Raw genomic sequence first — 21,760 nt, forward strand, 5'->3', positions numbered from 1 at the left:
CGCAGTACGGCGGAGAGGGTGGGTCAGCGATCGCAGCCAGCAGCGAGGGCCGACACCGCACCGCGGAGACTCATCCGGCAGCCTGCGAGTTGGACGAACCGTGTTCGGGGTGGGTTCCCGCCTTCCGCGCGAATCCCGGAAGTTGGTGGGGGAGGGTTCAGCGGGACGGGAGTGCCGCCACTTCCGGCCACTTCTCCTGCAGAGTGCGTACGGTCTCTGCGATCGCGGGACGACGGGCGGCTCCCGTGCGCCACAGGGCGTACAGGTGCCGCACGGGGGTGGGGTCCAGGCGGACCTCGACGACCCCGGGCGGCAGCGGGCCGCGGCCCAGGCGCGGTACCAGGCAGATGCCGAGGCCGCCGGCGACCAGGGCGACGAGCGTGGGGTTCTCGTCGGCCTGGTGCACGATCTCCGGCTCGTGCCCGGCCGCGCGCATCGTCCGCAGCAGCCAGTCGTGGCAGACCCGCCCCGGCGGCTGGCACACCCACCGCTGCCCGCCCAGCTCCTCGCGCCGCACCGACTCCCGCCCGGCGAAGGGATGCCCCTCGGGCACGAGCAGCGTGCTGCGGTCGTCGCCGATCGCGGCGTGCTCCACGCCGGGCGGCACGGGCATCGGCGCGATGTCCCAGTCGTGCGCCACGGCCAGGTCGACCGCGCCCTTGGCGACCAGGTCCACGGACAGATGCGGGTCTATCTCGGACAGCCGGGCGTCCAGGGCCGGATGCCGGGCGGCGAGGTCGGCCAGCACGGCCGGCATCAGCCCGCGCGCGGCCGACGCGAACGCGGCGATCGTCAGCCGCCCCGCCGGCATCCCGCGCCGCTCCTCCAGCTCGGTCTCGGCCCGCTCGACGATGGCCAGCAACTCCTGTGCCGTATCGACGAGTCGGTGCGCCTCGGCCGTCAGCCGCACCCCTCGCCCCTCGCGTTCGAGCAGCACGGTCCGGGTCTCCCGCTCCAGCTTGGCGATCTGCTGGGACACCGCGGAGGGCGTGTACCCGAGCGCGGCCGCCGCCGCGCCCACGGTGCCGTGGACGGAGACGGCGTGCAGGGCGCGCAGCCGCTGCAGATCGAGCACGGAAACCCCCATTCATCAGCGTTGCTTCATCCGACCATGCAGTAATCATCGCTGGTGCTTCACGGTCGGGGGAAGTGATGCTCGACGCATGAGACCCGCGCACCTCGCCCTCGCCGTCCTCGTGGCCGCCGTCTGGGGCGTGAACTTCACCGTCATCGAGATCGGCCTCGCCCACTTCCCGCCGCTGCTCTTCTCCGCCCTGCGCTTCTTCGCGGCGGCGCTCCCGGCGGTCTTCTTCGTGGGCCGTCCCAAGGTGGCGTGGAAGTGGGTGCTGGCGGTGGGGCTGGTGCTGGGAGTGGCGAAGTTCGGCCTGCTCTTCGTGGGCATGGACGCCGGGATGCCGGCGGGCCTGTCGTCCCTCGTGCTGCAGATCCAGGCGGTGTTCACGGCGGCCGTGGCCTTCGTCGCGCTCGGCGAACGCCCGTCCCGCACCAAGGTGGTGGGCATGGGGGTCGCACTGGCGGGCATCGCCGTCGCCGCGGTGGACGAGGGCACGTCGGGCCCGCTCGGCGCGTTCGCCCTCGTCATCGGCGCGGCCGCCTGCTGGGGCGTCTCGAACGTCCTCACCCGCAAGGCGGCCCCGCCCGACGCGCTGAACTTCATGGTCTGGGTCAGCACGGTCCCGGTCCTCCCCCTCCTCGCCCTGTCCCTCCTCCTGGAGGGCCCGTCCCGGGACTACGACGCCCTGCGCGCCCTCGACTGGCAGGGCGCCGGCACGGTCGTCTACGTCGCCTGGATCACGACGGTCTTCGGCTTCGGCGCATGGGGCTGGCTGCTGCGCCGGCACCCGGCGTCGACGGTCGCGCCCTTCTCCCTGCTGGTGCCGGTCTTCGGCATGTCGTCGGCGGCGCTGTTCCTCGGCGAGTCGGTGAGCGGCCCGCGCTGGTGCGCGACGGCACTCCTGGTGGGCGGCGTCGGCCTCGCGTCGGTGACCGGGCGGCGACGGGAAGCGGTCCATCCCGTGGACGCGGCAGCGCCCGAGCCGGCGCTCGGCCGATCATGAACCATGCCCGCTGTCGACATCCCCGGCTCCAAGTCCATCACCGCCCGCGCCCTCTTCCTGGCCGCCGCGGCCGACGGTGTCACCACCCTCGTACGGCCGCTGCGCTCGGACGACACCGAGGGCTTCGCCGAAGGCCTGGCCCGGCTCGGCTACCGGGTCGGAAGGACCCCGGACGCCTGGCAGGTCGACGGCCGCCCGCAGGGCCCCGCCGTGAGGGAGGCGGACGTGTACTGCCGGGACGGCGCCACGACGGCCCGCTTCCTGCCCGCACTGGCGGCGACCGGGCACGGCACGTACCGCTTCGACGCCTCGCCCCAGATGCGCCGCCGCCCCCTGCTGCCGCTCACCCGCGCGCTGCGTGACCTCGGGGTGGACCTGCGGCACGAGGAGGCGGAGGGCCACCATCCCCTCACGGTCCGGGCGGCCGGTGTCGCGGGCGGGGAGGTCACCCTGGACGCCGGCCAGTCCTCGCAGTACCTGACGGCGCTGCTGCTGCTCGGCCCGCTGACCCGCGAGGGCCTGCGCATCCGGGTCACGGACCTGGTGTCCGCCCCCTACGTGGAGATCACGGTCGCGATGATGCGGGCGTTCGGGGCGCAGGTGGACCGCGAGGGCGACGTCTTCCGCGTCCCGCCGGGCGGCTACCGCGCCACGACCTACCCGATCGAGCCCGACGCCTCCACCGCGAGCTACTTCTTCGCGGCCGCCGCGGTGACACCGGGCGGGCAGGTCACGGTCCCGGGCCTGGGCCGGGGGGCGCTCCAGGGCGACCTGGGCTTCGTCGACGTCCTGCGGCGGATGGGCGCGGACGTCACGGTCGGCGCGGACGCCACGACCGTCCGCGGCACGGGCGAACTGCGCGGGCTGACGGTCGCCATGCGGGACATCTCCGACACCATGCCGACCCTCGCGGCGATCGCACCCTTCGCCTCCGGGCCGGTGCGCATCGAGGACGTGGCGAACACCCGGGTCAAGGAGTGCGACCGGCTGGAGGCCTGCGCGCACAACCTGCGCCGGCTGGGCGTGGACGTGGCCACCGGCCCGGACTGGATCGAGATCCGCCCGGGCACGCCGCCCACGCCCGTGGAGATCACGTCGTACGGCGACCACCGCATCGTCATGTCCTTCGCGGTCACCGGGCTGCGCGTGCCGGGAATCTCGTTCGACGACCCCGACTGCGTACGCAAGACTTTCCCCGGCTTTCACAAGGCGTTCGCGGAGTTCGCGGGACGGCTGACGAGCGGGCTGGAGGATTGAGTGGGGTACGAACTGCGGGGCCCGCTGCTCGAGGGCGAGTCGGTGCGCCTGGAACCGCTGGCGGCCCGGCACGCCGCCGACCTCGCCGCCGCGGCCGAGGAGGACCGGGACACCTACGGCTTCACCTGGGTGCCGAGGGCCGACGAGGTGGGCGCCTACATCGACGCGCAACTGGAACGGGCGTCGACGGGGCGGCTCGCGCCGTACGCCCAGGTGTCACGCGCCACCGGGCGGGCGGTGGGCGCGACGGCGTACTGGGAGCCGCGCTGCTGGCACACGGACGACCGGCTCGACGCGGTCGAGGTCGGCTTCACCTGGCTGGCCCGCTCCACGCAGGGCACCGGCGTGAACGCCGAGGCCAAGCTGCTGCTCTTCCGCCATGCCTTCGAGGTGTGGGGCGTGTCGCGGGTCGACCTGAAGACGGACGCCCGCAACAGCCGTTCCAGGGCGGCGATCGAGAGCGTGGGCGCCCGCTTCGAGGGCGTCCTGCGCAACTGGTCGCGGTCCTGGGCGCCGGGGGAGGAGGACCGGTTGCGCGACTCGGCGATCTTCTCCATCACGGCACAGGAGTGGCCGCGGTGCCGCGAACGACTGGAGAAGCGGGTGGCGGGGTTCCGGACGCGAGCCCGGGCACCACGATCCCGAGCATGAAGGTGAACCCATGACCTCGCACGTCCTGATCCTCCACGGCTGGCAGAACCACCGCCCCGAGGCCCACTGGCAGCACCGCCTCGCCGACCGCCTCACCGCGCTCGGCCACCCGGTGACGTACCCCCAGCTCCCCGACCCCGACGACCCGGACCTCGAGACCTGGCTGTCGGAGCTCACCCGCCACCTGGCCGGACTGCGCGCGGACGCCGAGCGTGTCGTGGTCGCGCACAGCGCCTCCGCGGTGCTGTGGCTGCACGCCGTCGCGCGCGGGCTGGTACGGGACGGCGCCGTCGACCGCGTCCTGCTGGTCGCCCCGCCCGCCGCCTCCGTCCTGCTGCGCCACCCGGAAGTCGCCGCGTTCGCGCCGCCCGCCCTCGACTTCACCCTCCCCGCCCCCACCCGGCTGGTCGCCGGCAACGACGACCCCTACTGCCCGGAGGGCGCCCGCGAACTCTACGGAGACCCCCTGGGCATCCCCACCGACGTCCTCCCCGGTGCCGCCCACCTCGACCTGGACGCCGGTTACGGCGACTGGCCCGCGGTCCTGGACTGGTGCCTGGACCCGGCCGCCCGGATCACGCCGAATCGTTGAGCAGACGTCCCAGGTGCGCGCGGCCCGCCTCCAGCAGGCCCTCCAGGGGCGCCGCCTCCTCGTACCAGCGCTTCTCGTACTCCCAGCACAGCCACCCGTCCCACTCGTGGCGGGAGAGCACCTCCACGGTGTCGGACAGCGGCAGCACGCCGGCGCCGAGCGGCAGCGGGGTCGTGTCGTCGGCGGAGGCGATGTCCTTGACCTGGACATAGCCGAGGTAGGGGGACAGGGCCGCGTACGTCTCGGCGGGCTGCTCGCCGCCCAGCCAGGTGTGCATGACGTCCCAGAGGGCGCCGACGTGCCGGTGGCCGACCAGGCCGAGGATGCGGATCGCGTCGGCGGCGGTGCGGTGCGAGTCGTGGGTCTCCAGCAGGATGCGTACGCCGACGTCGCCGGCGTACTCCGCGGCGGTGCCGAGCCGGCGGGCGGCGATGGCGTCGGCCCGCTCGCGGGTCTGTTCACGGTCGGCGCCGGGGAAGACCCGGACGTACGGGGCGCCGAGGTCGTGGGCGAGGTCGAGGAGTCCGCGGATCTCGTCGATCACGGGGCCGTCGTCGCCGGGCGCGGCCACCCGCGCGTATCCCGCGAGGCCCAGGATCTCGATGCCGCCCGCCTTGAACTCGCCCGCCACGTCGGCCCGTTCGCCCGCGCCGATGCCGGGGTGGACGGGTTCCTCCGGATGGGCGCGCAGCTCGACGCCGTGGTAGCCGTGGGTGGCCGCGAGCCGGACCACGTCCGGGATGGGCAGGCCGGGGACGCCGAGGGTGGAGAAGGCCAGTCGCATGGTCCCTATTGTCACCGGTAATCCCCGAAGCAACCCTGCCGTGTCACTCCCGTGTGCCGTCCAGGTCCAGCCGCCAGTCCTGGCCGTTGAGGTCCTTGCCGAAGGAGCGGTGCGGTTTCTCGGCGGCGAGGACGAAGCCGTGGCGCTGGTAGATGCGGCGGGCGGCGGCGAGGACGTCGTTGGTCCACAGCACCAGCTCGTGGTAGCCGACGCCGCGCGCGAAGTCGATCACGGCCCGCACCAGCCGGTCGCCGACGCCGAGCCCGCGGGCCTCCGGCTCGACCAGCAGCAACCTGAGCCGCGCCGTGGCCGGGGCCTCGTCGCGCACGCACATCACGCACCCCACCGGCCGCCCGTCCAGCTCGGCGATCCATACCCGCTCCAGGTGCGGGTCGTGGTCCTCGGCGAAGTCGGCGACGATCCTGGCGACCAGCCCCTCGTAGTCCGCGTTCCAGCCGAACTCGGCGGCGTACAGCGCGGCGTTGCGCTGCACGATCCAGCCCAGGTCGCCCGGAGCGGGCTCGCGCAGCAGGACGTCCTCCCGGCGCGGCGGACGCCCGTCGGACAGCAGCGTCCGCACCGTCAGCATCGCCTCGGACAGGCGGGGCCGGTCGTCGGGCGGCACGGTGGCGAGAAGGGCGCCGACGGATTCGTCGGCCCGCTCGGCGAGCAGTGACGCGGTCTCCCGGCCCTTCTCGGTGAGGGTGACGTGCCGCCGCCGGGGGTCGGACGCGGAGGTGGTGCGCTCGATCAGCCCGGCCTCCTCGAACTTGTTCAGGATGCGGCTCAGATACCCGGCGTCCAGCGAGAGTTCGCCCCGCAGATCGGCCGCGTCGGTCCGCGGCGAGTGCGCGAGCTCGTACAGCACACGGGACTCGGTGAGGGTGTACGGCGCGTACAGCTGCCGGCTGTAGTCGAGCGCGCCGATCACGTTCGTGTAGAAGCGGTTGAACGCCCGGATGTCCTGAACGGTCATGGTCGTCGCCCCGGATGGTTGACTGAGTCAGAGATACCCGTGACCCGAGGGTATGCCCCCCACCTCCGTACGGCCACCCCCTGTTTTCAGCCCGTCCGGCGTTTGAGGACGAGGCCCGTTCAGGGCCGAAGCGGGCGTCTGCTGAGGGCGGCGGCCCCCAGCAGACGCCCGCACAAACCCCGGCCCCCTCACGACGGCCGGCGCCTCAAGAAATCCGCGGCACCCCGGAGGATCCCCGCACCATCAGCTCCCCCCGGACCGTCGCGATCCCACCGGGCGGCGGCTCCTCGCGCCCCATCGCGATCCGCCCCGCCCGAGCCCCCGCCTCCGCCAGCGGCAACCGCACGGTCGTCAGCGCCGGCACCGCGTCCACGCTGAACGGCAGGTCGTCGAACCCGGCGACCGACACGTCTTCCGGAATCCGCAGCCCCGACTCCCGCAGGGCGGCGCACGCCCCCAGCGCGACGGAGTCGTTCGCCGCGACCACGGCCGTCAGCGACGGGTCCCGGCGCAACAGCTCCAGCGTGGCCTCGTATCCCGCCTGCCGGTCGTAGCGCCCCCACACCGTCCAGCGCGGGTCCTCCTCGATGCCCGCCGCGGCCAGCGCCGCCCGGTGGCCCTCCAGCCGGTGCCGGGTCGTGGTCCGCTCCTCCGGGCCTGCGATGTAACCCATCCTGCGGTGCCCGAGCCCGATGAGGTGCTCGGTCAGCCGCTGCCCGCCCCCGCGGTTGTCGAAGGTCAGCGCGATCGCCCCGGTCTCCGGCGCGGGCGGACGCCCGCACAGCACCACGCGCGTCCCGGCCTCGGCCAGCTTGCGCAGTTTCGCCGCCACGGCCGCCGCGTGCGGCTCGTTCTCCACGGCTCCACCGGTCAGCACCACCGCCGCCGCCCGCTGCCGTTGCAGCAGCGTCAGATACGTCAGCTCGCGCTCCGGCGTACCGCCGGTGTTGCAGACCACCGCCAGCCGCTCGCCGCCGGCCCGGCCGCCCGGACCGCCGATCTCCGACTGGATGGCGCTCGCCATGATCCCGAAGAAGGGGTCCGCGATGTCGTTGACGAGGATTCCCACCAGGTCCGACGTGGCGGCGGCCAGCGAACTCGCCGGCCCGTTCAGTACGTAGTCCAGCTCGTCCACGGCCTTCAGCACCCGCTCACGGGTGGAGGCGGCCACGGGATAGTTCCCGTTCAGCACGCGCGACACCGTCGCGGGCGAGACCTGCGCGCGGGCCGCCACGTCCGCCAGGGTCACCGTCATCTCGTCGTCCTCCGGTCGCGCATCATCGTCGTACCTCGTTGTACACGCACAGGCCACGGCCACGGTTTCGCGGGGACCCCTGCCATGGTTTTCGACCAGACCTTACGGCCACACCCCCCGGTTGTTCGCCCCCTCGAACAACTCGACCCCGTCACGGTCTTGTCCAGACCGCTGGTCAGAGGCTAGCTTCTTATGTCATAGAAAGCGCTTGCTGTGACGCTCATCAGTGAAAGACGGGGCGTACGCGGCGCGGACCCCGCGTACGAAGGGAATGACGTGACACGCAAGACGGTGCGTATCGCCATGAACGGCGTGACCGGACGCATGGGCTACCGCCAGCACCTGGTCCGCTCGATCCTGGCCATCCGCGAACAGGGCGGCCTCGACCTCGGCGACGGCACCGTGCTGTGGCCGGAACCGATCCTGGTCGGCCGCCGCGAGCACGCCCTCAGGGCGCTCGCCGAGCAGCACGGCCTGGCCCCGGAGAACATCTCGACCGACGTCGACGCGGTCCTCGCCGACCCGGCCGTCGACATCTACTTCGACGCCCAGGTGACCTCGGCCCGCGAGGAGGCGATCAGGAAGGCGATCGCGGCGGGCAAGCACATCTACACCGAGAAACCGACGGCCACCGGCCTGGAGGGCGCCCTGGAGCTGGCCCGGCTCGCCCACGAGAAGGGCATCAAGCACGGCGTCGTCCAGGACAAGCTCTTCCTGCCCGGCCTGCTCAAGCTCAAGCGCCTCATCGACGGCGGCTTTTTCGGCCGGATCCTGTCCGTGCGCGGCGAGTTCGGCTACTGGGTATTCGAGGGCGACTGGCAGAGCGCCCAGCGCCCGTCGTGGAACTACCGCGCCGAGGACGGCGGCGGCATCGTTGTCGACATGTTCCCGCACTGGGAGTACGTCCTGCACGAGCTGTTCGGCCGCGTGAAGTCCGTCCAGGCCGTCGCCACCACCCACATCCCGCAGCGCTGGGACGAGAACGGCAAGCCCTACGACGCCACCGCCGACGACGCCGCCTACGGCATCTTCGAGCTCGACGGCGGCGCGATCGCCCAGATCAACTCCTCCTGGACCGTGCGCGTCAACCGCGACGAACTCGTCGAGTTCCAGGTCGACGGCACCGAGGGCTCCGCCGTCGCGGGCCTGCGCAACTGCCGTGTCCAGCACCGCTCCATGACCCCCATGCCGGTCTGGAACCCCGACCTCCCGGCCACCTACTCCTTCCGCGACCAGTGGCAGGAGATCCCCGACAACGACGACTTCGACAACGGCTTCAAAGCCCAGTGGGAGCTGTTCCTCCGGCACGTCTACGCCGACGCCCCCTACCACTGGGACCTGCTCGCCGGCGCCCGCGGCGTCCAGCTCGCCGAGCTGGGCCTGAAGTCCTCGGCCGAGGGCGTCCGCATCGACGTACCGGAGATCCAGCTGTGACCATCCGACTCCCGGACAGCACGGGCGGGTTGCGGACGTACGAGCCCCGCCCCGAGCCGTTCGCCGTCACCCCCGGCGCCCCCTTCACCTCTCGTACGGTCTTCTCGGCGGCGCACGTCGTCGCCGACCCGTTCGCCGACACGACCCCCGACTCGCCCGCCGCCGTCGACTGGGACGCCACCCTCGCCTTCCGCCGCCACCTGTGGTCCCACGGGCTCGGCGTCGCCGAGGCCATGGACACCGCCCAGCGCGGCATGGGCCTGGACTGGGCGGGCGCGGCCGAGCTGATCCGCCGCAGCGCCGCCGAGGCCAGGGCGGTCGGCGGCCGGATCGCCTGCGGCGTCGGCACCGACCAGATCACCGCCGGGTCCCTCGCGGAGGTCCGGGCGGCCTACGAGGAGCAGCTCGCCCTCGTGGAGTCCTCCGGCGCCCAGGCGATCCTGATGGCCTCCCGCGCACTCGCGGCCGCCGCGTCCGGCCCCGAGGACTACCTGGAGGTCTACGGCCACCTGCTGCGCCAGGCCGCCGAGCCGGTGGTCCTGCACTGGCTGGGCCCGATGTTCGACCCGGCGCTGGCGGGCTACTGGGGCTCCAGCGACCTCGACGCGGCCACGGACACCTTCCTTCAGGTCATCGCCGCCCACCCCGACAAGGTGGAGGGCATCAAGGTCTCGCTGCTGGACGCCCAGCGGGAGATCGACATCCGCCGCCGCCTCCCGCAGGGCGTGCGCTGCTACACGGGCGACGACTTCAACTACCCCGAGCTGATCGCCGGCGACGACAGGGGCTTCAGCCACGCCCTGCTCGGCATCTTCGACCCGCTGGGGCCCCTGGCGGCGCAGGCGGTCCGCGTCCTGGACACCGGGAACGTCGCCGGCTTCCGCGAACTCCTCGACCCCACCGTCGAGTTGTCCCGCCACCTCTTCCAGACCCCCACCCGCTTCTACAAGACGGGCGTGGTCTTCCTGGCCTGGCTGGCCGGTCACCAGTCGCACTTCACCATGGTCGGCGGCCTGCAGTCGGCCCGCTCCCTGCCGCACTTCGCCCGCGCCTACGAACTCGCCGACGGCCTGGGCCTGTTCCCGGACCCGAAGCTGGCGGAGGAGCGGATGAGGAACCTGCTCGCCCTGTACGGAGTGACCCAGTGAACGACCTCGACCTGACGCGCTTCTCCATCAACCAGATGACCGTCAAGCAGCTGTCGCTGCCCGAACTGGTCGACGCCTGCCGGGAACTGGGGATCGGCAACGTCGGCCTGTGGCGCGAGCCCGTGCGGTCGTACGGCCTCGAGGCGACCGCCAAGCTGGTCCGCGACGCGGGCCTGACGGTCACCACCCTGTGCCGGGGCGGCTTCTTCACGGCGATCGACCCGGCCGAGCGCGCCGCCGCCCTGGCCGACAACCGCCGCGCCGTCGACGAGGCGGCGACCCTGGGCACCGACACCCTGGTACTGGTCTCCGGCGGCCTCCCGGCCGGCTCCAGGGACCTGCACGGCGCCCGGGAGCGGATCGCCGACGCGCTCGCGGAACTGGGCCCGTACGCCGAGGATCACGGCGTCCGCCTGGCCATCGAGCCGCTGCACCCGATGTACGCCGCAGACCGCTGCGTGGTCTCGACCCTCACCCAGGCCCTCGACCTCGCGGAACGCTTCCCGGCGCACCAGGTCGGCGTCACCGTCGACACGTACCACATCTGGTGGGACGACAACGCGCCCGCGCAGATCGCCCGCGCCGGGGCGGGCGGCCGCATCCACACCTTCCAGCTCGCCGACTGGACCACCCCGCTGCCGGAGGGCGTCCTCAACGGCCGCGGCCAGATCGGCGACGGCGCGATCGACATGCGGGAGTGGAAGCAGTACGTCGAGTCCGCCGGCTACACGGGCCCCATCGAGGTCGAACTCTTCAACGACGCCCTCTGGGCACGGGACGGGCGCGAGGTGCTGGCCGAGACGGCCGCACGTTTCAAGGAACACGTGATCCGGTGAGTGCGCGAGGCGCAGGCGCGGGCCACCGGGTCCAATGAGCCGGTGTGTCGACGGCCGTTCGGTGCCAAGACGCCGAGCGGCCGTTCGCGCGGACTTCCCTCGAACCCTGGAAGGGCCGCGGCTACCGCGGTTCGTCCGCCAGTTCCCTGCCCAGCCGCTCGATGTGCTGGTCCGCCTCCGCCAGTTGCGACTGGTTCAGGGAGACGCCGAGTAGGTAGTGGCGGTCGTAGAGCTGCTGGAAGTACACGGCTCCCTGTTCCACGTTCAGAACGATCTGCTGGATCTCCCCTCCGAGCAGTGCGTGCAGGGAGGTGTTCATACGGCCGGTGACGCCGGGGAACAGCTGTCCCAGCAGGCCGTACCTGTCCCGCCGCTGCTGCGGTGTGGCGGAGCCGAAGTGGCCCCGCAGCGCGGGGTGGCGGAAGATGTCGGCCGTACAGGTGGGGACACCGGCGGCGTAGTACGCGACGTAGTGCAGGCCGTGGACGCCCAGGGCCGCCCGCAGCAGGTCGGTGATGCCCGTGGCCTCGTCGGCGGCGGTGTCCACCGTGTAGGGGCTGCCTTCGCCGACGTCGTCGGCCTCGGCGACATGCTCGCTGGTGGGCGGCTTCTCCGAAGCGGCGGCCGCGGCAGCGTACCTGCTCGGATACGCGCGGCGGTGGAGCATGCTGTAACGGACGGCCGGCCGGAGGTCGTCCATTCCCTCGTTCATGCGGGCGATCAGCTCGGTGATCCGGTCCTGGCGCGTGGCGCAGCAGAGATGGAAGTCGGCCGCGACGGAATGGTAGAGAAGCGCTCCGCTCGGCACGCGCACCACCGTGCGTATGAGCGCGCCGGTGCGTAATTCCGCGAAATCGGGCGCCAATTCCTCCAGGATGTAGAAAAGCTGTCGCCCGTCGCGCTCAAGATGCTGTGACACCGGCTCCGCCGGGAATTCCCCCGGCGGCCTCGGAGTTTCGGCGGCGAACATTTTCGCCCGGTCCCGTTCGTAGAACGCCAGATGTGTCAGATCGCATGACTGCAGCAACTGACGGAGCTGTAAATCGAGCTCGCTCATCTTCTGGTTCACTCCGTCCAGTCCGTGTGCCGGGGCGTACACCGGCGCCGAGGAGGGGTCAGACACCCTGCACCTCCAGATCGGCACCGGTCCTCAGATACGGCTCGGCCAGCAGCGCCTTGGCGAGCCCGTGGTCCTTCGGGAAGTATTCGGCGACCTTGCGAGCGAGGCTTGCCGCGAGGTCCCCGTCGTCCGGGGGACGGGAGGCCAGCAGGTTCGCCATGGCGGTCAGCGTGACCGGGTGGCTCTTGCCCCACGCGGACGGCTCGCTGCAGCCGTCGTAGATCTCCTGGTCCTCGCGGGCCAGCTCCCCGGCGGTCAGCCTGTTGAGTGCTGCCATGCAGTTGTTGTGGTTCATCCGGGCGACCAGCGTGTAACGGTGCCTGCGGTCGAAAGCGTCCTTCAGCTGGAGCATGGCCTTGCCGGCGTGCTCGCTTGCCTCCTCGGCCTCCCCGCAGCTCAGCAGGTACAGCGCGAGGTTGCTGCGGCAGATGCCGGTGAAGGGGTGGTCGGCGCCGAACACGTCGACGTAGTGGCCCAGCACGTCCTGGGTGTAGGCCACGGCGTCGGAGGTCCTGCCCTGGGCGTGCAGGCCGATGGCGAGGGACAGCCGGCAGGACATCGTGCGGGGGTGCTCCTCCCCCCAGGTGTCGCGGTAGGCGACGTACGCGTCCTTGACCAGCGGCAGGCCGTGCTGCACGTCGCCCTGGCGCACCATGGTCATGCCCAGACTGGCCACGGCACCCAGCGTCTGGTGGGAGCCGGAGTCCAGCAGGCTGTTCAGCTTGGTGCGGGCCTCGGCCAGATACCGCTCCGAGGTGACCAGGTCGCCCATCTCCCGGTAGTACGTGCCCAGGTACGCGTACGACACCCACGGCTTGGGGTCCTTCTCGGTCGCGATCTGCTCGCGCCACTCGTGCGCCTGCTGCTCCTGGAGGACGGCGGCCTGGACCGACTCGAAGTAGAACTTCGACAGGGCGAGGTTGTGGGAGGCGGCCAGCGTTCCGTTGGCGTCCTCGCCGATGGCCCTCTTCAGCCCCGAGAAGGTCCCCTGGTCCTCGGTGAACGCCTCCCGGAACCTGCCCACCGCGCGCAGGTCGGCCGCGTAGCCGCGCCGGGCCAGCAGGATGTCGGCCTCGTTGCTGCCCGTCGCCCGCAGGGTGGCGGCCGCGTGGTCGGTGAGTTCCAGCGCCTTGCGGTAGTCGCCGAGGAGCCGGCAGGCCGCCCCCAGCTGGGACTCCATGCGCAGCACCATCAGGTGCACCGGGCCCAGCGTCTGCCGCCAGCGCTCCAGGACGAGTTCGCCCAGCTCACGGGCGCGCTTCCAGTCGCCCGACATCCAGCGGTGGTACACCTGGCTCACCAGCCAGCGGTGCACGGCCGTTTCGGTGCTGTCCACGGCCCCGGAGACCATGACGTGCCGGTCGAGCTCGGCGAAGGTCCTCTGGTGCTCCGGCTGGTGCCGTTCCAGGTCGTTCGGGACCATGGCGGCGAGGACGCCCAGCACCTCGGCGCGAGTGCTGTCGCGTTCCTCCTCGGACATCCAGCCGCGGACGAGGTCCTGCACCACGCGGGGCACCTTGAGGGTGCGCAGGCGGGGGTCCTGGAGGGCGAGCGCCTGGTCGCCCAGGAGCTTGAGGTGGCGGTGCAGGATGAAGTCGGCGTCGTTCAGCTCGGGGTCGGACCGCTTCAGCAGGTCCAGCATCCGGTCCGACGTGACGACGTTCATGCCCACACCATCCGGCGACAGGAAGGCGCACAGGTCCAGCAGCCGGGCCGCGGCCGGGGACTGCGCCTTCAGGTCCTCGTAGGCCAGCTTGCAGACCTCGGTGAAGTCCCGGTACTCGGGCGAGACCTCCTCCTGGGAGGCCGTGCCGCGGCTGTCGAGCTCCGCGATGAAGAGGTCGATGTCCTGGGGGCAGGCCCGCAGCACGTTGGCCGCGGCCTTCTCCCAGATCGGCAGGTGTCCGAGCCGCTCGGCGAGCCGCAGCAGTTCCTCGTCGGACGCCCCGGGAAGCCTGCGGCTGAGCAGGGCCACACTCTCCTCGGGGGTGAAGGGGCCGACGGCGTGTTTCGTGTACTCGGGGGCCCACTCCATGCTGCCCGAGGTGATCAGGATGTGCCCCGAGCCGCCGGTCGGTATCAGGTCCCGCACCGCCTGCTGGTCCTTCACTCCGTCGAAGACCAGCAGCCACCGGCGCCGCTCCTGCCGCAGGTGCTCCAGCAGGGCCTGCCGGTCCTCACCGGGACGCGGGCCGCCGTCGGAGGCGTTGACCGCACGGGCGAGTCTGGTGAGGGAGTCCTGGACGTTCTCCGCGGCCGGCACCCACCACACCACGTCGTACTGCGAGGCGAACCGGTGGGCGTACTCCAGGGCGATCTGCTGCTTGCCGACACCGTCCAGGCCGCACAGCACCTGAGGCGGCGAGTAGCTCCCGCCCAAGCCGTCGAACCCCTCGCGCAACGCGTTGAGTTGGTCCACCCGCCCGGTGAACTCGGCGTTGCGCATGGGCAGATCCCACACCTCGGGCCGACGTCCGGGGAAACGGGGGCCGGCCCATGCGGCCGCCGGTTCCCCGGCCTCCGCGGACAGCCCGAAGTGGCTCAGCAGTTCCCGGCGGGCCGAGTCCTCGCTCTGGCCGTCCAGGGTGATGGTGTTGTGCCAGTCGAACTCGAAGTGCGGGGCGAGCCGCGCGGTGCTCACCCGCACGCCGATGACCTGCTGGTCGCCCGGCCCGCTGCCGACGGGCGCGCCCGTGGTGAGTCGCGCGACGGTCTCACCGGCCGGCGTGCCCGCCAGATGCGGGGAGAGCAGGGCGAGGACGTACGTGCTGTCGGGTAAGGAGTCGGCGGGCTTCTCGCCGGGCTGGACGATCTGGATCCGGGTCGGGGCCAGCAGTTCGCCGATCCAGTCGGCCCACAGCTGGTCGTTGGGCGCGTGCAGGATGGTGACCGTGCAGGGCTCGGCCTCCTGCCCGGCCTCGAGCCGCTCCCGCTGGGCGAGTTGCTGCCGGTACGCGCGGGACTTGGCGCTCGGCACCGGCTGGAACTCCCGTACGGCACCGTCGGTGATCCGGTCGACGAGCCTGACGTACGCCGCGAGGAGGCTGTCGGTGTCGCGGGGGTCGTCCCGCATCACCGCGAGCTCCTCGCCGTACGTGTAGTAGGGCACGTACGGCACCTTCACCTGGCCCCAGTAGGTGGCGAGGGTGTCCTCGTCGGCGATGCCGAGGTACGGGTCGAGGGACCGGCGCGCTTCGTCGCGGCGCCGGTACATCCGCTCCTGCTCGTCCCTGTCGACCCGCGTGGGCACGACGTGCAGCCCGATGGGTCTGGAGGACAGGCTGATGCGTTCGGCGATCTTGCGGGCACCCTGGATGGCCTGCCGGTTCATGGTGAGGGCGATGACGACGGTGTCGGGCAGGGCGAGCGTGCAGATCCCGGCACCGTCGGAGAAGCCGGTGCGGCTGTCGATGAGGACGTAGTCGTAGTCGCTGTCGAGCAGTCGCGCGCGCAGCGCCTGAAGGAATTCCCTGCCGTCGTCGCTGGTGTGGAACCCGGTCCAGTCGAATTCGGCCAGGCGATTGGCGTAGTCGTCGCCCATGCGTCCGGGGCCCATGTAGTGGAGCCGGCCGCCGTTGGGGAAGTCGTGTTCGAGACGGACCTGGTAGCGCTCGACGTCGGTGTGGTCGGGGTGCAGGGCGCGCAGGTCCTCCGCCTCGCCCATGGCGGCCGCGGCGCCCGCGAAGGCGGAGAACATGTCCAGCACACCGTCGGCGAACGTGAGGTCGGAGAGCGGGAGGAAGGTGCCGTAGTAGAGATGGAGGTCGGGCGCCTCCAGGTCCCAGTCGATGACCAGCACCGACTTCCCCTGGCTGGCCATGATCCAGGCGGTGTTGGCCAGGGCCATGGTCCGGCCGGCTCCGCCCTTGAATGAGTAGAAGGAGATTATCTTCGCCGAACCGGCCGCACCTGCTGAACCTGTGGTACTCATCCCCCGCCCCATGCGCTCAGCCCGGGCCCAGCGACTCGCCGGGCGTTCTGCTCAGAATCGAAGGCCACGGGTTCGCCCCGTGCCTGAGCCAGCCGACGCGCTCCCGCTGTCTGCGGACGCGTCGTTCGGCCGGGCTCTCGATGGACAGGTCCTCCGTTCTGACGCGTGCACCGCCGGTCTCGGCCTCGGGGCGCGTGGCGGCGTCGGCCAGCACGGCCGCCACGATGTGTGCCAGCGCGTCCCGGCTGCCCGCTTCGTGGTGCGCGGCGCCGAGCACCCGCGCCGGTGTCCGGGAGACCGACTCGCGCAGCCGCGTCGCGTTGGCGGTGCTCTCCTCGTCCGTGCGGGTGAGTACGACGATGACTGCGGCGAAGCGCGCCGGGGACCGCACGATCCGCTCCCACAGCGCGGGGAACGCGGGATCACCCGTCAGCCAGGGATCGATGACGACGAGGACCGTCGCCGACTCGTCCAGGTCGTCGGGTAAGGAACCGTCCCGGCCGGGCGCGACGACGCCGAGCCGGTCGATCCCGCAGGCCCGGGCCGCCCAACCGACGGTAGTCGTCACGGTCTCCTCGCTGTACGGGCGAAAGGGCCGCCACTCCTCGGCCGACTGCCCGTAGCAGTCGACCTGTTCGCGCAGGTGCCGCATCCGGTCGCGGGTGCCGGCCACCAGGAGGAGCAACGCGTGACGGCCGGCCCGGCCGGAAGCCGGTTCCGCCGCGGCTGCCCGCGTGGACTCCGGCTCCGTGACGGTCGGCCTGCTGCGGGCTGCCGCCCGGCTCTGGCCGAACCGCGGGATAACACCGCGGCCCTCCGCTTCGGACATGACCGGCGGTGGCGACTCGGCGGCCCGCACCAGCAGCGCGGCGACGCGGCGCACGATCCCGTGGTAGCGGTTCCGGCTGTTCCGGTCCTGCTGGAGGCCCAGCACACCGGGCCCCTGGTACTCCTCGTCGACGATGTGCCGTATGGCGGTGACGGGACGGGGCAGCACCAGTGCGTCGGTACGCCACACGACACCGACCAGTGAGTCGGGGCGTTCCCCCGTGCGTCGCATACGGCGGTCCATGCGCTCGGTGAAGACGGACCACTCCTTGGCGCACTGAAGGTCGTCGACGTACTCCGCCGAGTACAGGACCAGGAGGGCGCGGCAGTTCAGAACGGCGATGTCCGGGTCCGCAGCGGGCTCGGGGCGCTTCAGCCGGCCCTCGGCGGAGGGCGTGCGGCCCAGCAGGCTGTAGATCTCGTTCTGGACGTCGATGTGGAACCGTTGGACCGGCCCTCTGTCACCGGTCGAGCTGGCGTAGCTGGTAAAGAACAACGGCCCCATCGCATCCCCCCAAGGGCCTGCCTCCTGCTGCAACCACGGCTTGGTCCTTGCTCATGGACTCACATCGACGTGAGGCACGCAGGTAGGTTTCAGTTGTACGCCGCCCCCACGCCAATTGGTCCCTATGTTATGGGGTTTTGCCCTCCAGGCGCCCCCGAAAACCCGACATCGACTATTCCCTCGCCCAAAAGGGCGTGCACCGTCGCACATTTGCGCTGGTAGCCTCCGTCTTTCGGTCGGGTGTCCCGAAAAAGCGGTCATCGATCCAGTCGGGGCCCGATGTGCCGGATGAGAGCGGAGATGTCCTTGCAGTAGACGGAGGGGTTGGCGAAGCCCCGGCCGCGTCCGAAGCGGTGGGCGCGCAGCCCACCGCCGCAGACGCGCACCAAAGGACACTCGCGGCAGGTGCGGCACAGGGATCCCGCGCCGTACTCCGGCGCACCGGCAAGACTCAGCAGAGCGTCGAACGAGTGGCTGAATATCGTGCCGCCCGTGCTGGCCGCTCCCTCCGCCACGGCGTTCAGCGACTCCGTCCACGCCACCGTGCCGTCCGTCTCGATCGCCACGGCCGCCGCCGGCACGGTGCCCAGTACCTCGCTGCTGCTTCCGCCGTGCCGGGACAGGGAGTCGACCGACTCGAAGAGCCGTATCCGCATCGGACGCCCGGTCTCCCGCCACCGGTCGTGGACGGCGCACAGCCACCCCCCGTACCGGTCACCGCCGTCGGCGCCGGTCGGCGGATGGTCCCAAGTCGCGTGTGGCAGAAGGAAGTCGGCGGCCGGTGGCCGGTGTGCGGCGAGGGCGTCGAAGACGCGCACCGGATCGCTCGCAGGGTCGATGGTGCACAGCAGACCGCCGAACAGCGGCCGGTAGGGCGCGGTGCCCAGCAGCCGGAGCGCGGTGGTCACCCGGGCGTGACTGCCCGGGCCCGGCCGCGACGGCGACCCCGGCCCGCGACGGTGCCGGTCGTGCGCCTCCGCATGGCCGTCCAGGCTGACCCCCACCTGAACATCCAGATCCAGTAGCAGGTCCAGAAAGGTCTCGGTGAGCAGGACGCCGTTGGTCTGCAGCGCGAACTCCACCCCGGCTCCGGCCGCGCGTACGGCCCGGCGGACCGCTGTGGTGAGATCGGCGATCACCCTCGGTCCCGCGAGCAGCGGCTCCCCGCCGTGCAGGAGCACCCTGACACGGTCCAGTCGGTGCCGTCGCACGTGTTCCGTGATCCGTGACACGAGCCGTTCGCGTACCGGCGCGGGCATGATCCGGGGGCGTTCGCGCCATCCCGAGTCCCGCAATTCATATACGTAGCAGTAGTCGCAGGAAAGATTGCACCGGCTGCTCAACTTGACGATGAATTGGTCGAATGCCCGCAGGGTTGTCCGGCCGTCTTCGGTGACGGATATCCGAGGTTCTGGCCAATGATTTGTGGGTGGGGTGCTGTCGTCCCAAGTGGGTCCCTCACGTCTGTTCGAGACGGCCACCATTGACGTAGTGTCAAGGCTCGGCGAAGTCCCCTGCATCCGGCCCCCCGATCGTCGCCCGGGGGTCGGCTCGGGCCACGCCGGAGCTGCAAGCGGCGCGGCCATGTGTGTCCCCCCGCTCAGCGTACGAGGAACGACCGGTGTCCGATGAGGAGCCAACTGGCCAACGTCAGCACCTTTTTTGGCGTGACCACGGCTGCGCAGGGCAAAGGGAGTGAAGGGGTTGCGCATGTCCTACGACTTCGTCACGAGTTTCGCCGCGGTCGAGCACAGTGCCTACACGGCGCAGTTCCACCGGGATCTGGCCATGGCCGTGAGGCGTCGCAGGGGGCGCGCGGTCCGGGCGGCCATGTGCCGTGGCGGAGAGGGCGAGGCCAACCGTTCACTGGTCGCCGAGGCCCGGGTCCTGGTCGCGCTGTGCTCGGAGGCCTACTACAGGGACCAGGACTGCGGCGCCGACTGGGCGCTCTTCGAACGCCGTCTCCACCTCGTGGCCCCCCGGCTCCGCCCCCCTGACTCACCGGCCCGGGTCCTGGTGCGCTGGCGGCCCGCCGTACCGCCCTCCAGGGTCCCCTTCCCGCCCATCCTGAGCGGCGAGGCCACGGACAGCTACGCCTGCGAAGGCATCTACGGCATCATCTCCGCCGAGGGATTCGGCGCGGCGTACCGTCAGGCCGTCGACCGGATCGCCGCCGCCGTCTGCGCCGGAGACGAGAGCAGCCCGCCCGTGGCGTCCGCCGATGAACTGCGCGATCTCGAACTGCTCTTCCCGCGCTGTGAAACCGGCCCGGTGGCCAAGGTGCCGCCTCAGCGGCAGCCGGAGGCGGCCCCGAAGAGGCCTCGGGTGTTCATCTCGTACGCGCACGACGAGGACGACCCCGAGCACCGCGAACGGGTCCGCTCCCTGGTCAAGCTGCTGCGTGACCATGTCGACGTCAGGGCGGACTTCGACGCGGAGGACGAGCCCCAGAACTGGGCCCGCTGGTGCAACGAGGAGTGCGAGGAGGCCGATTTCATCGTCATGGTGGCTTCCGCCCCCTACAAGCGGCGCGTCGAGCAGAAGGAGGCCGAGGGCAAGGGGCTCGGCGCGACCTGGGAGGGCGCCTACATCTGGGACTACGCTCACGACAACCCCAAGACCTGGCATCGCCGCATCCTGCGGGTCGTCTTCCCCGAGCACAGTGCGGACGACCTGCCCAAATTCCCCGGCAGCACATCGGTCACCCGCTACACGATCGACCCCGTCACGGGTGAGGGTCTCCTCGGCAAGCTCCTCGGCTACCTCACCCGACCGGCCGTCTGAAAAAATCTTGGAAATCCCGTACAACCCTTCCCTCACCTACCGAGTCGTACTTGGTGTCAGGACTCTTGGAGGGGGATCTGGGGGGATCGCGGGGGTTCTGATGTTGGAGGGGAAAAGCCGAGGGGGCCCGGTCGACGGATCGGGCCCCCTCGAATTTGTCCCACACACCGGGCGCGGGGCTAGAAGAACACCCCGCACCTCAGCAGCACGTTCGCGTACGGCCGTGCCTCCCCGGTGCGGACCACCAGCCGTGCTCCGGCCGACAGCTCCTTCAGGCGCTCGTGCGAGACCAGCTCCAGCTGAGGGAACTCGCCCTGCAGCAAGGCGGCGGCGCCGGGATTGGCGTCCTTCACCTCCGCGGCCGCCGTGGCTCCCTCCACAACCAGCTCGGCCAGCAGGCCGTCGAGCACCGTCGCGAAGGACGGCACCCCGGCACGGAAGGCCAGGTCGACCACGCGCGGGCCGTCCGGAATCGGCATGCCCGCGTCGCACACCAGCACCCCGTCCCCGTGCCCCAGCTCGGCCAGCGCGCCGGAGAGATGCCGGTTGAGGATCCCCGCCTTCTTCACAGGGACTCACCTCGCAGGCCCGCGCCGGACCCGTCGTCCGACCCGCTGCCGGGGGTCCGGGGGTCGCCCCCCGGGCCGGCACAGCACAGGGACTCGACCTCCTCCGCCGTCGGGAAGGACTCCTGGGCGCCCTCCCTGGTGACGGCGGCCGCGCCGACCCGGGCCGCGTAGGCGGCGGCCTCGGCCAGGCCGGAACCCGTGCCCAGCCGCCATGCCAGCGCCGCCGTGAACGCGTCGCCCGCACCCGTCGTGTCGACCGCGTCCACCTTCGTCGAAGGCACCCGCTCCACGCCCTCCGCGGAGGCCACCAGAGCGCCCTGCGCGCCCAAGGTGATCACCACCGACCGCGGCCCCTTCGCGAGCAGCAGCCGCGCCCAGTCCTCGGCCCGTTCCGACACGCACGCCTCGCCCAGGACGACCTTCGCCTCGTGCTCGTTCACGATCAGCGGGTCGCAGGCCGCCAGCACCTCGGCCGGCAGCGGCCGGGGCGGCGACGGGTTCAGCACGAACCGGCTGCCCTCCGCCAGGCTCCGTACCACCTCCACGACCGTCTCCAGCGGGATCTCCAGCTGCGCCGACACCACCCGCGAGCAATGGAAGAGGCTGGCCGCCGCCCGGACGTCGGCCGGGGTCAGCCGGCCGTTCGCGCCCGGCGACACCACGATGCTGTTGTCCCCCGACGGGTCGACGGTGATGAGCGCGACCCCCGTGGGCGCCCCGCCCACCAGCACGCCCACCGTGTCGACGCCGGCCGCCCGCTGCGAGTCGAGCAGCAGCCGGCCGTACGCGTCGTCGCCGACCCGCGCCAGCAGGGCCGTCCGGGCCCCGAGGCGGGCGGCGGCGACCGCCTGGTTGGCGCCCTTGCCGCCCGGGTGGACGGCCAGGTCGGAGCCGAGCACGGTCTCGCCCGCCGCCGGGCGTCGCTCGACACCGATGACCAGGTCGGCGTTGGCCGAACCCACGACCAGCAGGTCGTAGTCGTACATGAGAAAGACTCCCCAGATGAGTGTGC

The 21,760-nt window shown here is 71.7% G+C and carries 18 protein-coding genes; 8 read left to right on the plus strand and 10 right to left on the minus strand.

What is annotated here, in order from left to right; translation table 11 throughout:
* Positions 1-157: 157 nt before the first annotated feature.
* The gene (locus ACQF4J_RS28570; RefSeq protein ID WP_385233023.1) at positions 158-1,075 is read right to left on the minus strand and encodes a LysR family transcriptional regulator; all 918 of its coding nucleotides are present in this window, start codon (positions 1,073-1,075) and stop codon (positions 158-160) included.
* A gap of 88 nt (positions 1,076-1,163) precedes the next feature.
* On the opposite strand from ACQF4J_RS28570, the gene ACQF4J_RS28575 reads away from it, so the two are divergent.
* Genes ACQF4J_RS28575 through ACQF4J_RS28590 form a run of 4 tightly spaced genes read left to right on the plus strand, consistent with a single transcriptional unit; the run spans position 1,164 to position 4,578 of the window.
* Positions 1,164-2,078: an EamA family transporter gene (locus ACQF4J_RS28575; RefSeq protein ID WP_351565683.1), complete on the plus strand. Its 915-nt coding sequence runs from the start codon at positions 1,164-1,166 to the stop codon at positions 2,076-2,078.
* Positions 2,079-2,081: 3 nt separating this feature from the next.
* Positions 2,082-3,335 carry a 3-phosphoshikimate 1-carboxyvinyltransferase gene (gene aroA, locus ACQF4J_RS28580; RefSeq protein ID WP_427167109.1) on the plus strand — a complete coding sequence of 418 codons (1,254 nt, stop codon included), beginning with the start codon at positions 2,082-2,084 and terminating at the stop codon, positions 3,333-3,335.
* Positions 3,336-3,986: a GNAT family N-acetyltransferase gene (locus ACQF4J_RS28585; RefSeq protein ID WP_351565689.1), complete on the plus strand. Its 651-nt coding sequence runs from the start codon at positions 3,336-3,338 to the stop codon at positions 3,984-3,986.
* Between the two features lie 10 nt (positions 3,987-3,996).
* On the plus strand, positions 3,997-4,578 hold the full coding sequence (locus ACQF4J_RS28590) for an RBBP9/YdeN family alpha/beta hydrolase (protein ID WP_351565692.1): 582 nt from the start codon (positions 3,997-3,999) through the stop codon (positions 4,576-4,578).
* Here the strand turns inward: ACQF4J_RS28590 and ACQF4J_RS28595 are convergent.
* The 3 genes from ACQF4J_RS28595 to ACQF4J_RS28605 all read right to left on the minus strand — a co-directional run bounded on the left by ACQF4J_RS28595 (position 4,562) and on the right by ACQF4J_RS28605 (position 7,593).
* Entirely contained in the window at positions 4,562-5,362 is an 801-nt protein-coding gene (locus tag ACQF4J_RS28595; RefSeq protein WP_351565695.1) for a sugar phosphate isomerase/epimerase family protein, read from the minus strand. The genes ACQF4J_RS28590 and ACQF4J_RS28595 overlap by 17 nt on opposite strands.
* A gap of 43 nt (positions 5,363-5,405) precedes the next feature.
* The gene (locus ACQF4J_RS28600) at positions 5,406-6,338 is read right to left on the minus strand and encodes a bifunctional helix-turn-helix transcriptional regulator/GNAT family N-acetyltransferase (RefSeq protein ID WP_351800341.1); all 933 of its coding nucleotides are present in this window, start codon (positions 6,336-6,338) and stop codon (positions 5,406-5,408) included.
* Between the two features lie 205 nt (positions 6,339-6,543).
* The gene (locus ACQF4J_RS28605; RefSeq protein ID WP_351565701.1) at positions 6,544-7,593 is read right to left on the minus strand and encodes a LacI family DNA-binding transcriptional regulator; all 1,050 of its coding nucleotides are present in this window, start codon (positions 7,591-7,593) and stop codon (positions 6,544-6,546) included.
* 276 nt (positions 7,594-7,869) lie between these two features.
* Here ACQF4J_RS28605 and ACQF4J_RS28610 point away from each other — a divergent pair, with 276 nt between their 5' ends.
* The 3 genes from ACQF4J_RS28610 to ACQF4J_RS28620 are packed head-to-tail and all read left to right on the plus strand — an operon-like array spanning position 7,870 to position 11,011.
* Complete coding sequence (locus tag ACQF4J_RS28610) at positions 7,870-9,027, plus strand: Gfo/Idh/MocA family protein (protein ID WP_427167110.1); 1,158 nt, start codon at positions 7,870-7,872, stop codon at positions 9,025-9,027.
* On the plus strand, positions 9,024-10,175 hold the full coding sequence (locus ACQF4J_RS28615; RefSeq protein WP_351800344.1) for a dihydrodipicolinate synthase family protein: 1,152 nt from the start codon (positions 9,024-9,026) through the stop codon (positions 10,173-10,175). The genes ACQF4J_RS28610 and ACQF4J_RS28615 overlap by 4 nt, the downstream gene beginning before the upstream one ends.
* Positions 10,176-10,210: 35 nt before the next feature.
* The gene (locus ACQF4J_RS28620) at positions 10,211-11,011 is read left to right on the plus strand and encodes a sugar phosphate isomerase/epimerase family protein (protein WP_427168628.1); all 801 of its coding nucleotides are present in this window, start codon (positions 10,211-10,213) and stop codon (positions 11,009-11,011) included.
* Between the two features lie 121 nt (positions 11,012-11,132).
* Here ACQF4J_RS28620 and ACQF4J_RS28625 read toward each other — a convergent pair whose 3' ends face one another.
* The 4 genes from ACQF4J_RS28625 to ACQF4J_RS28640 all read right to left on the minus strand — a co-directional run bounded on the left by ACQF4J_RS28625 (position 11,133) and on the right by ACQF4J_RS28640 (position 18,798).
* Positions 11,133-11,930, minus strand: coding sequence for a hypothetical protein (locus tag ACQF4J_RS28625; RefSeq protein WP_351800350.1), 798 nt, complete (start codon positions 11,928-11,930; stop codon positions 11,133-11,135).
* Positions 11,931-12,126: 196 nt separating this feature from the next.
* The gene (gene fxsT, locus ACQF4J_RS28630) at positions 12,127-16,062 is read right to left on the minus strand and encodes an FxSxx-COOH system tetratricopeptide repeat protein (protein ID WP_427167111.1); all 3,936 of its coding nucleotides are present in this window, start codon (positions 16,060-16,062) and stop codon (positions 12,127-12,129) included.
* 16 nt (positions 16,063-16,078) lie between these two features.
* Positions 16,079-17,386: an FxsC protein gene (gene fsxC, locus ACQF4J_RS28635; protein ID WP_427167112.1), complete on the minus strand. Its 1,308-nt coding sequence runs from the start codon at positions 17,384-17,386 to the stop codon at positions 16,079-16,081.
* Positions 17,387-17,652: 266 nt separating this feature from the next.
* Positions 17,653-18,798 carry an FxsB family cyclophane-forming radical SAM/SPASM peptide maturase gene (locus tag ACQF4J_RS28640; protein ID WP_351800469.1) on the minus strand — a complete coding sequence of 382 codons (1,146 nt, stop codon included), beginning with the start codon at positions 18,796-18,798 and terminating at the stop codon, positions 17,653-17,655.
* Positions 18,799-19,105: 307 nt separating this feature from the next.
* On the opposite strand from ACQF4J_RS28640, the gene ACQF4J_RS28645 reads away from it, so the two are divergent.
* On the plus strand, positions 19,106-20,179 hold the full coding sequence (locus tag ACQF4J_RS28645; protein ID WP_351800359.1) for a TIR domain-containing protein: 1,074 nt from the start codon (positions 19,106-19,108) through the stop codon (positions 20,177-20,179).
* A 179-nt stretch (positions 20,180-20,358) separates the two neighbouring features.
* Here ACQF4J_RS28645 and rbsD read toward each other — a convergent pair whose 3' ends face one another.
* The gene (gene rbsD, locus ACQF4J_RS28650; RefSeq protein ID WP_272174110.1) at positions 20,359-20,748 is read right to left on the minus strand and encodes a D-ribose pyranase; all 390 of its coding nucleotides are present in this window, start codon (positions 20,746-20,748) and stop codon (positions 20,359-20,361) included.
* Positions 20,745-21,734 carry a ribokinase gene (gene rbsK, locus ACQF4J_RS28655; RefSeq protein WP_427167113.1) on the minus strand — a complete coding sequence of 330 codons (990 nt, stop codon included), beginning with the start codon at positions 21,732-21,734 and terminating at the stop codon, positions 20,745-20,747. Before rbsK ends, rbsD begins: the two co-directional genes overlap by 4 nt.
* Positions 21,735-21,760 lie beyond the last annotated feature (26 nt).

The organism is Streptomyces sp. C1-1, from assembly GCF_050214755.1.
Classification (GTDB): domain Bacteria; phylum Actinomycetota; class Actinomycetes; order Streptomycetales; family Streptomycetaceae; genus Streptomyces.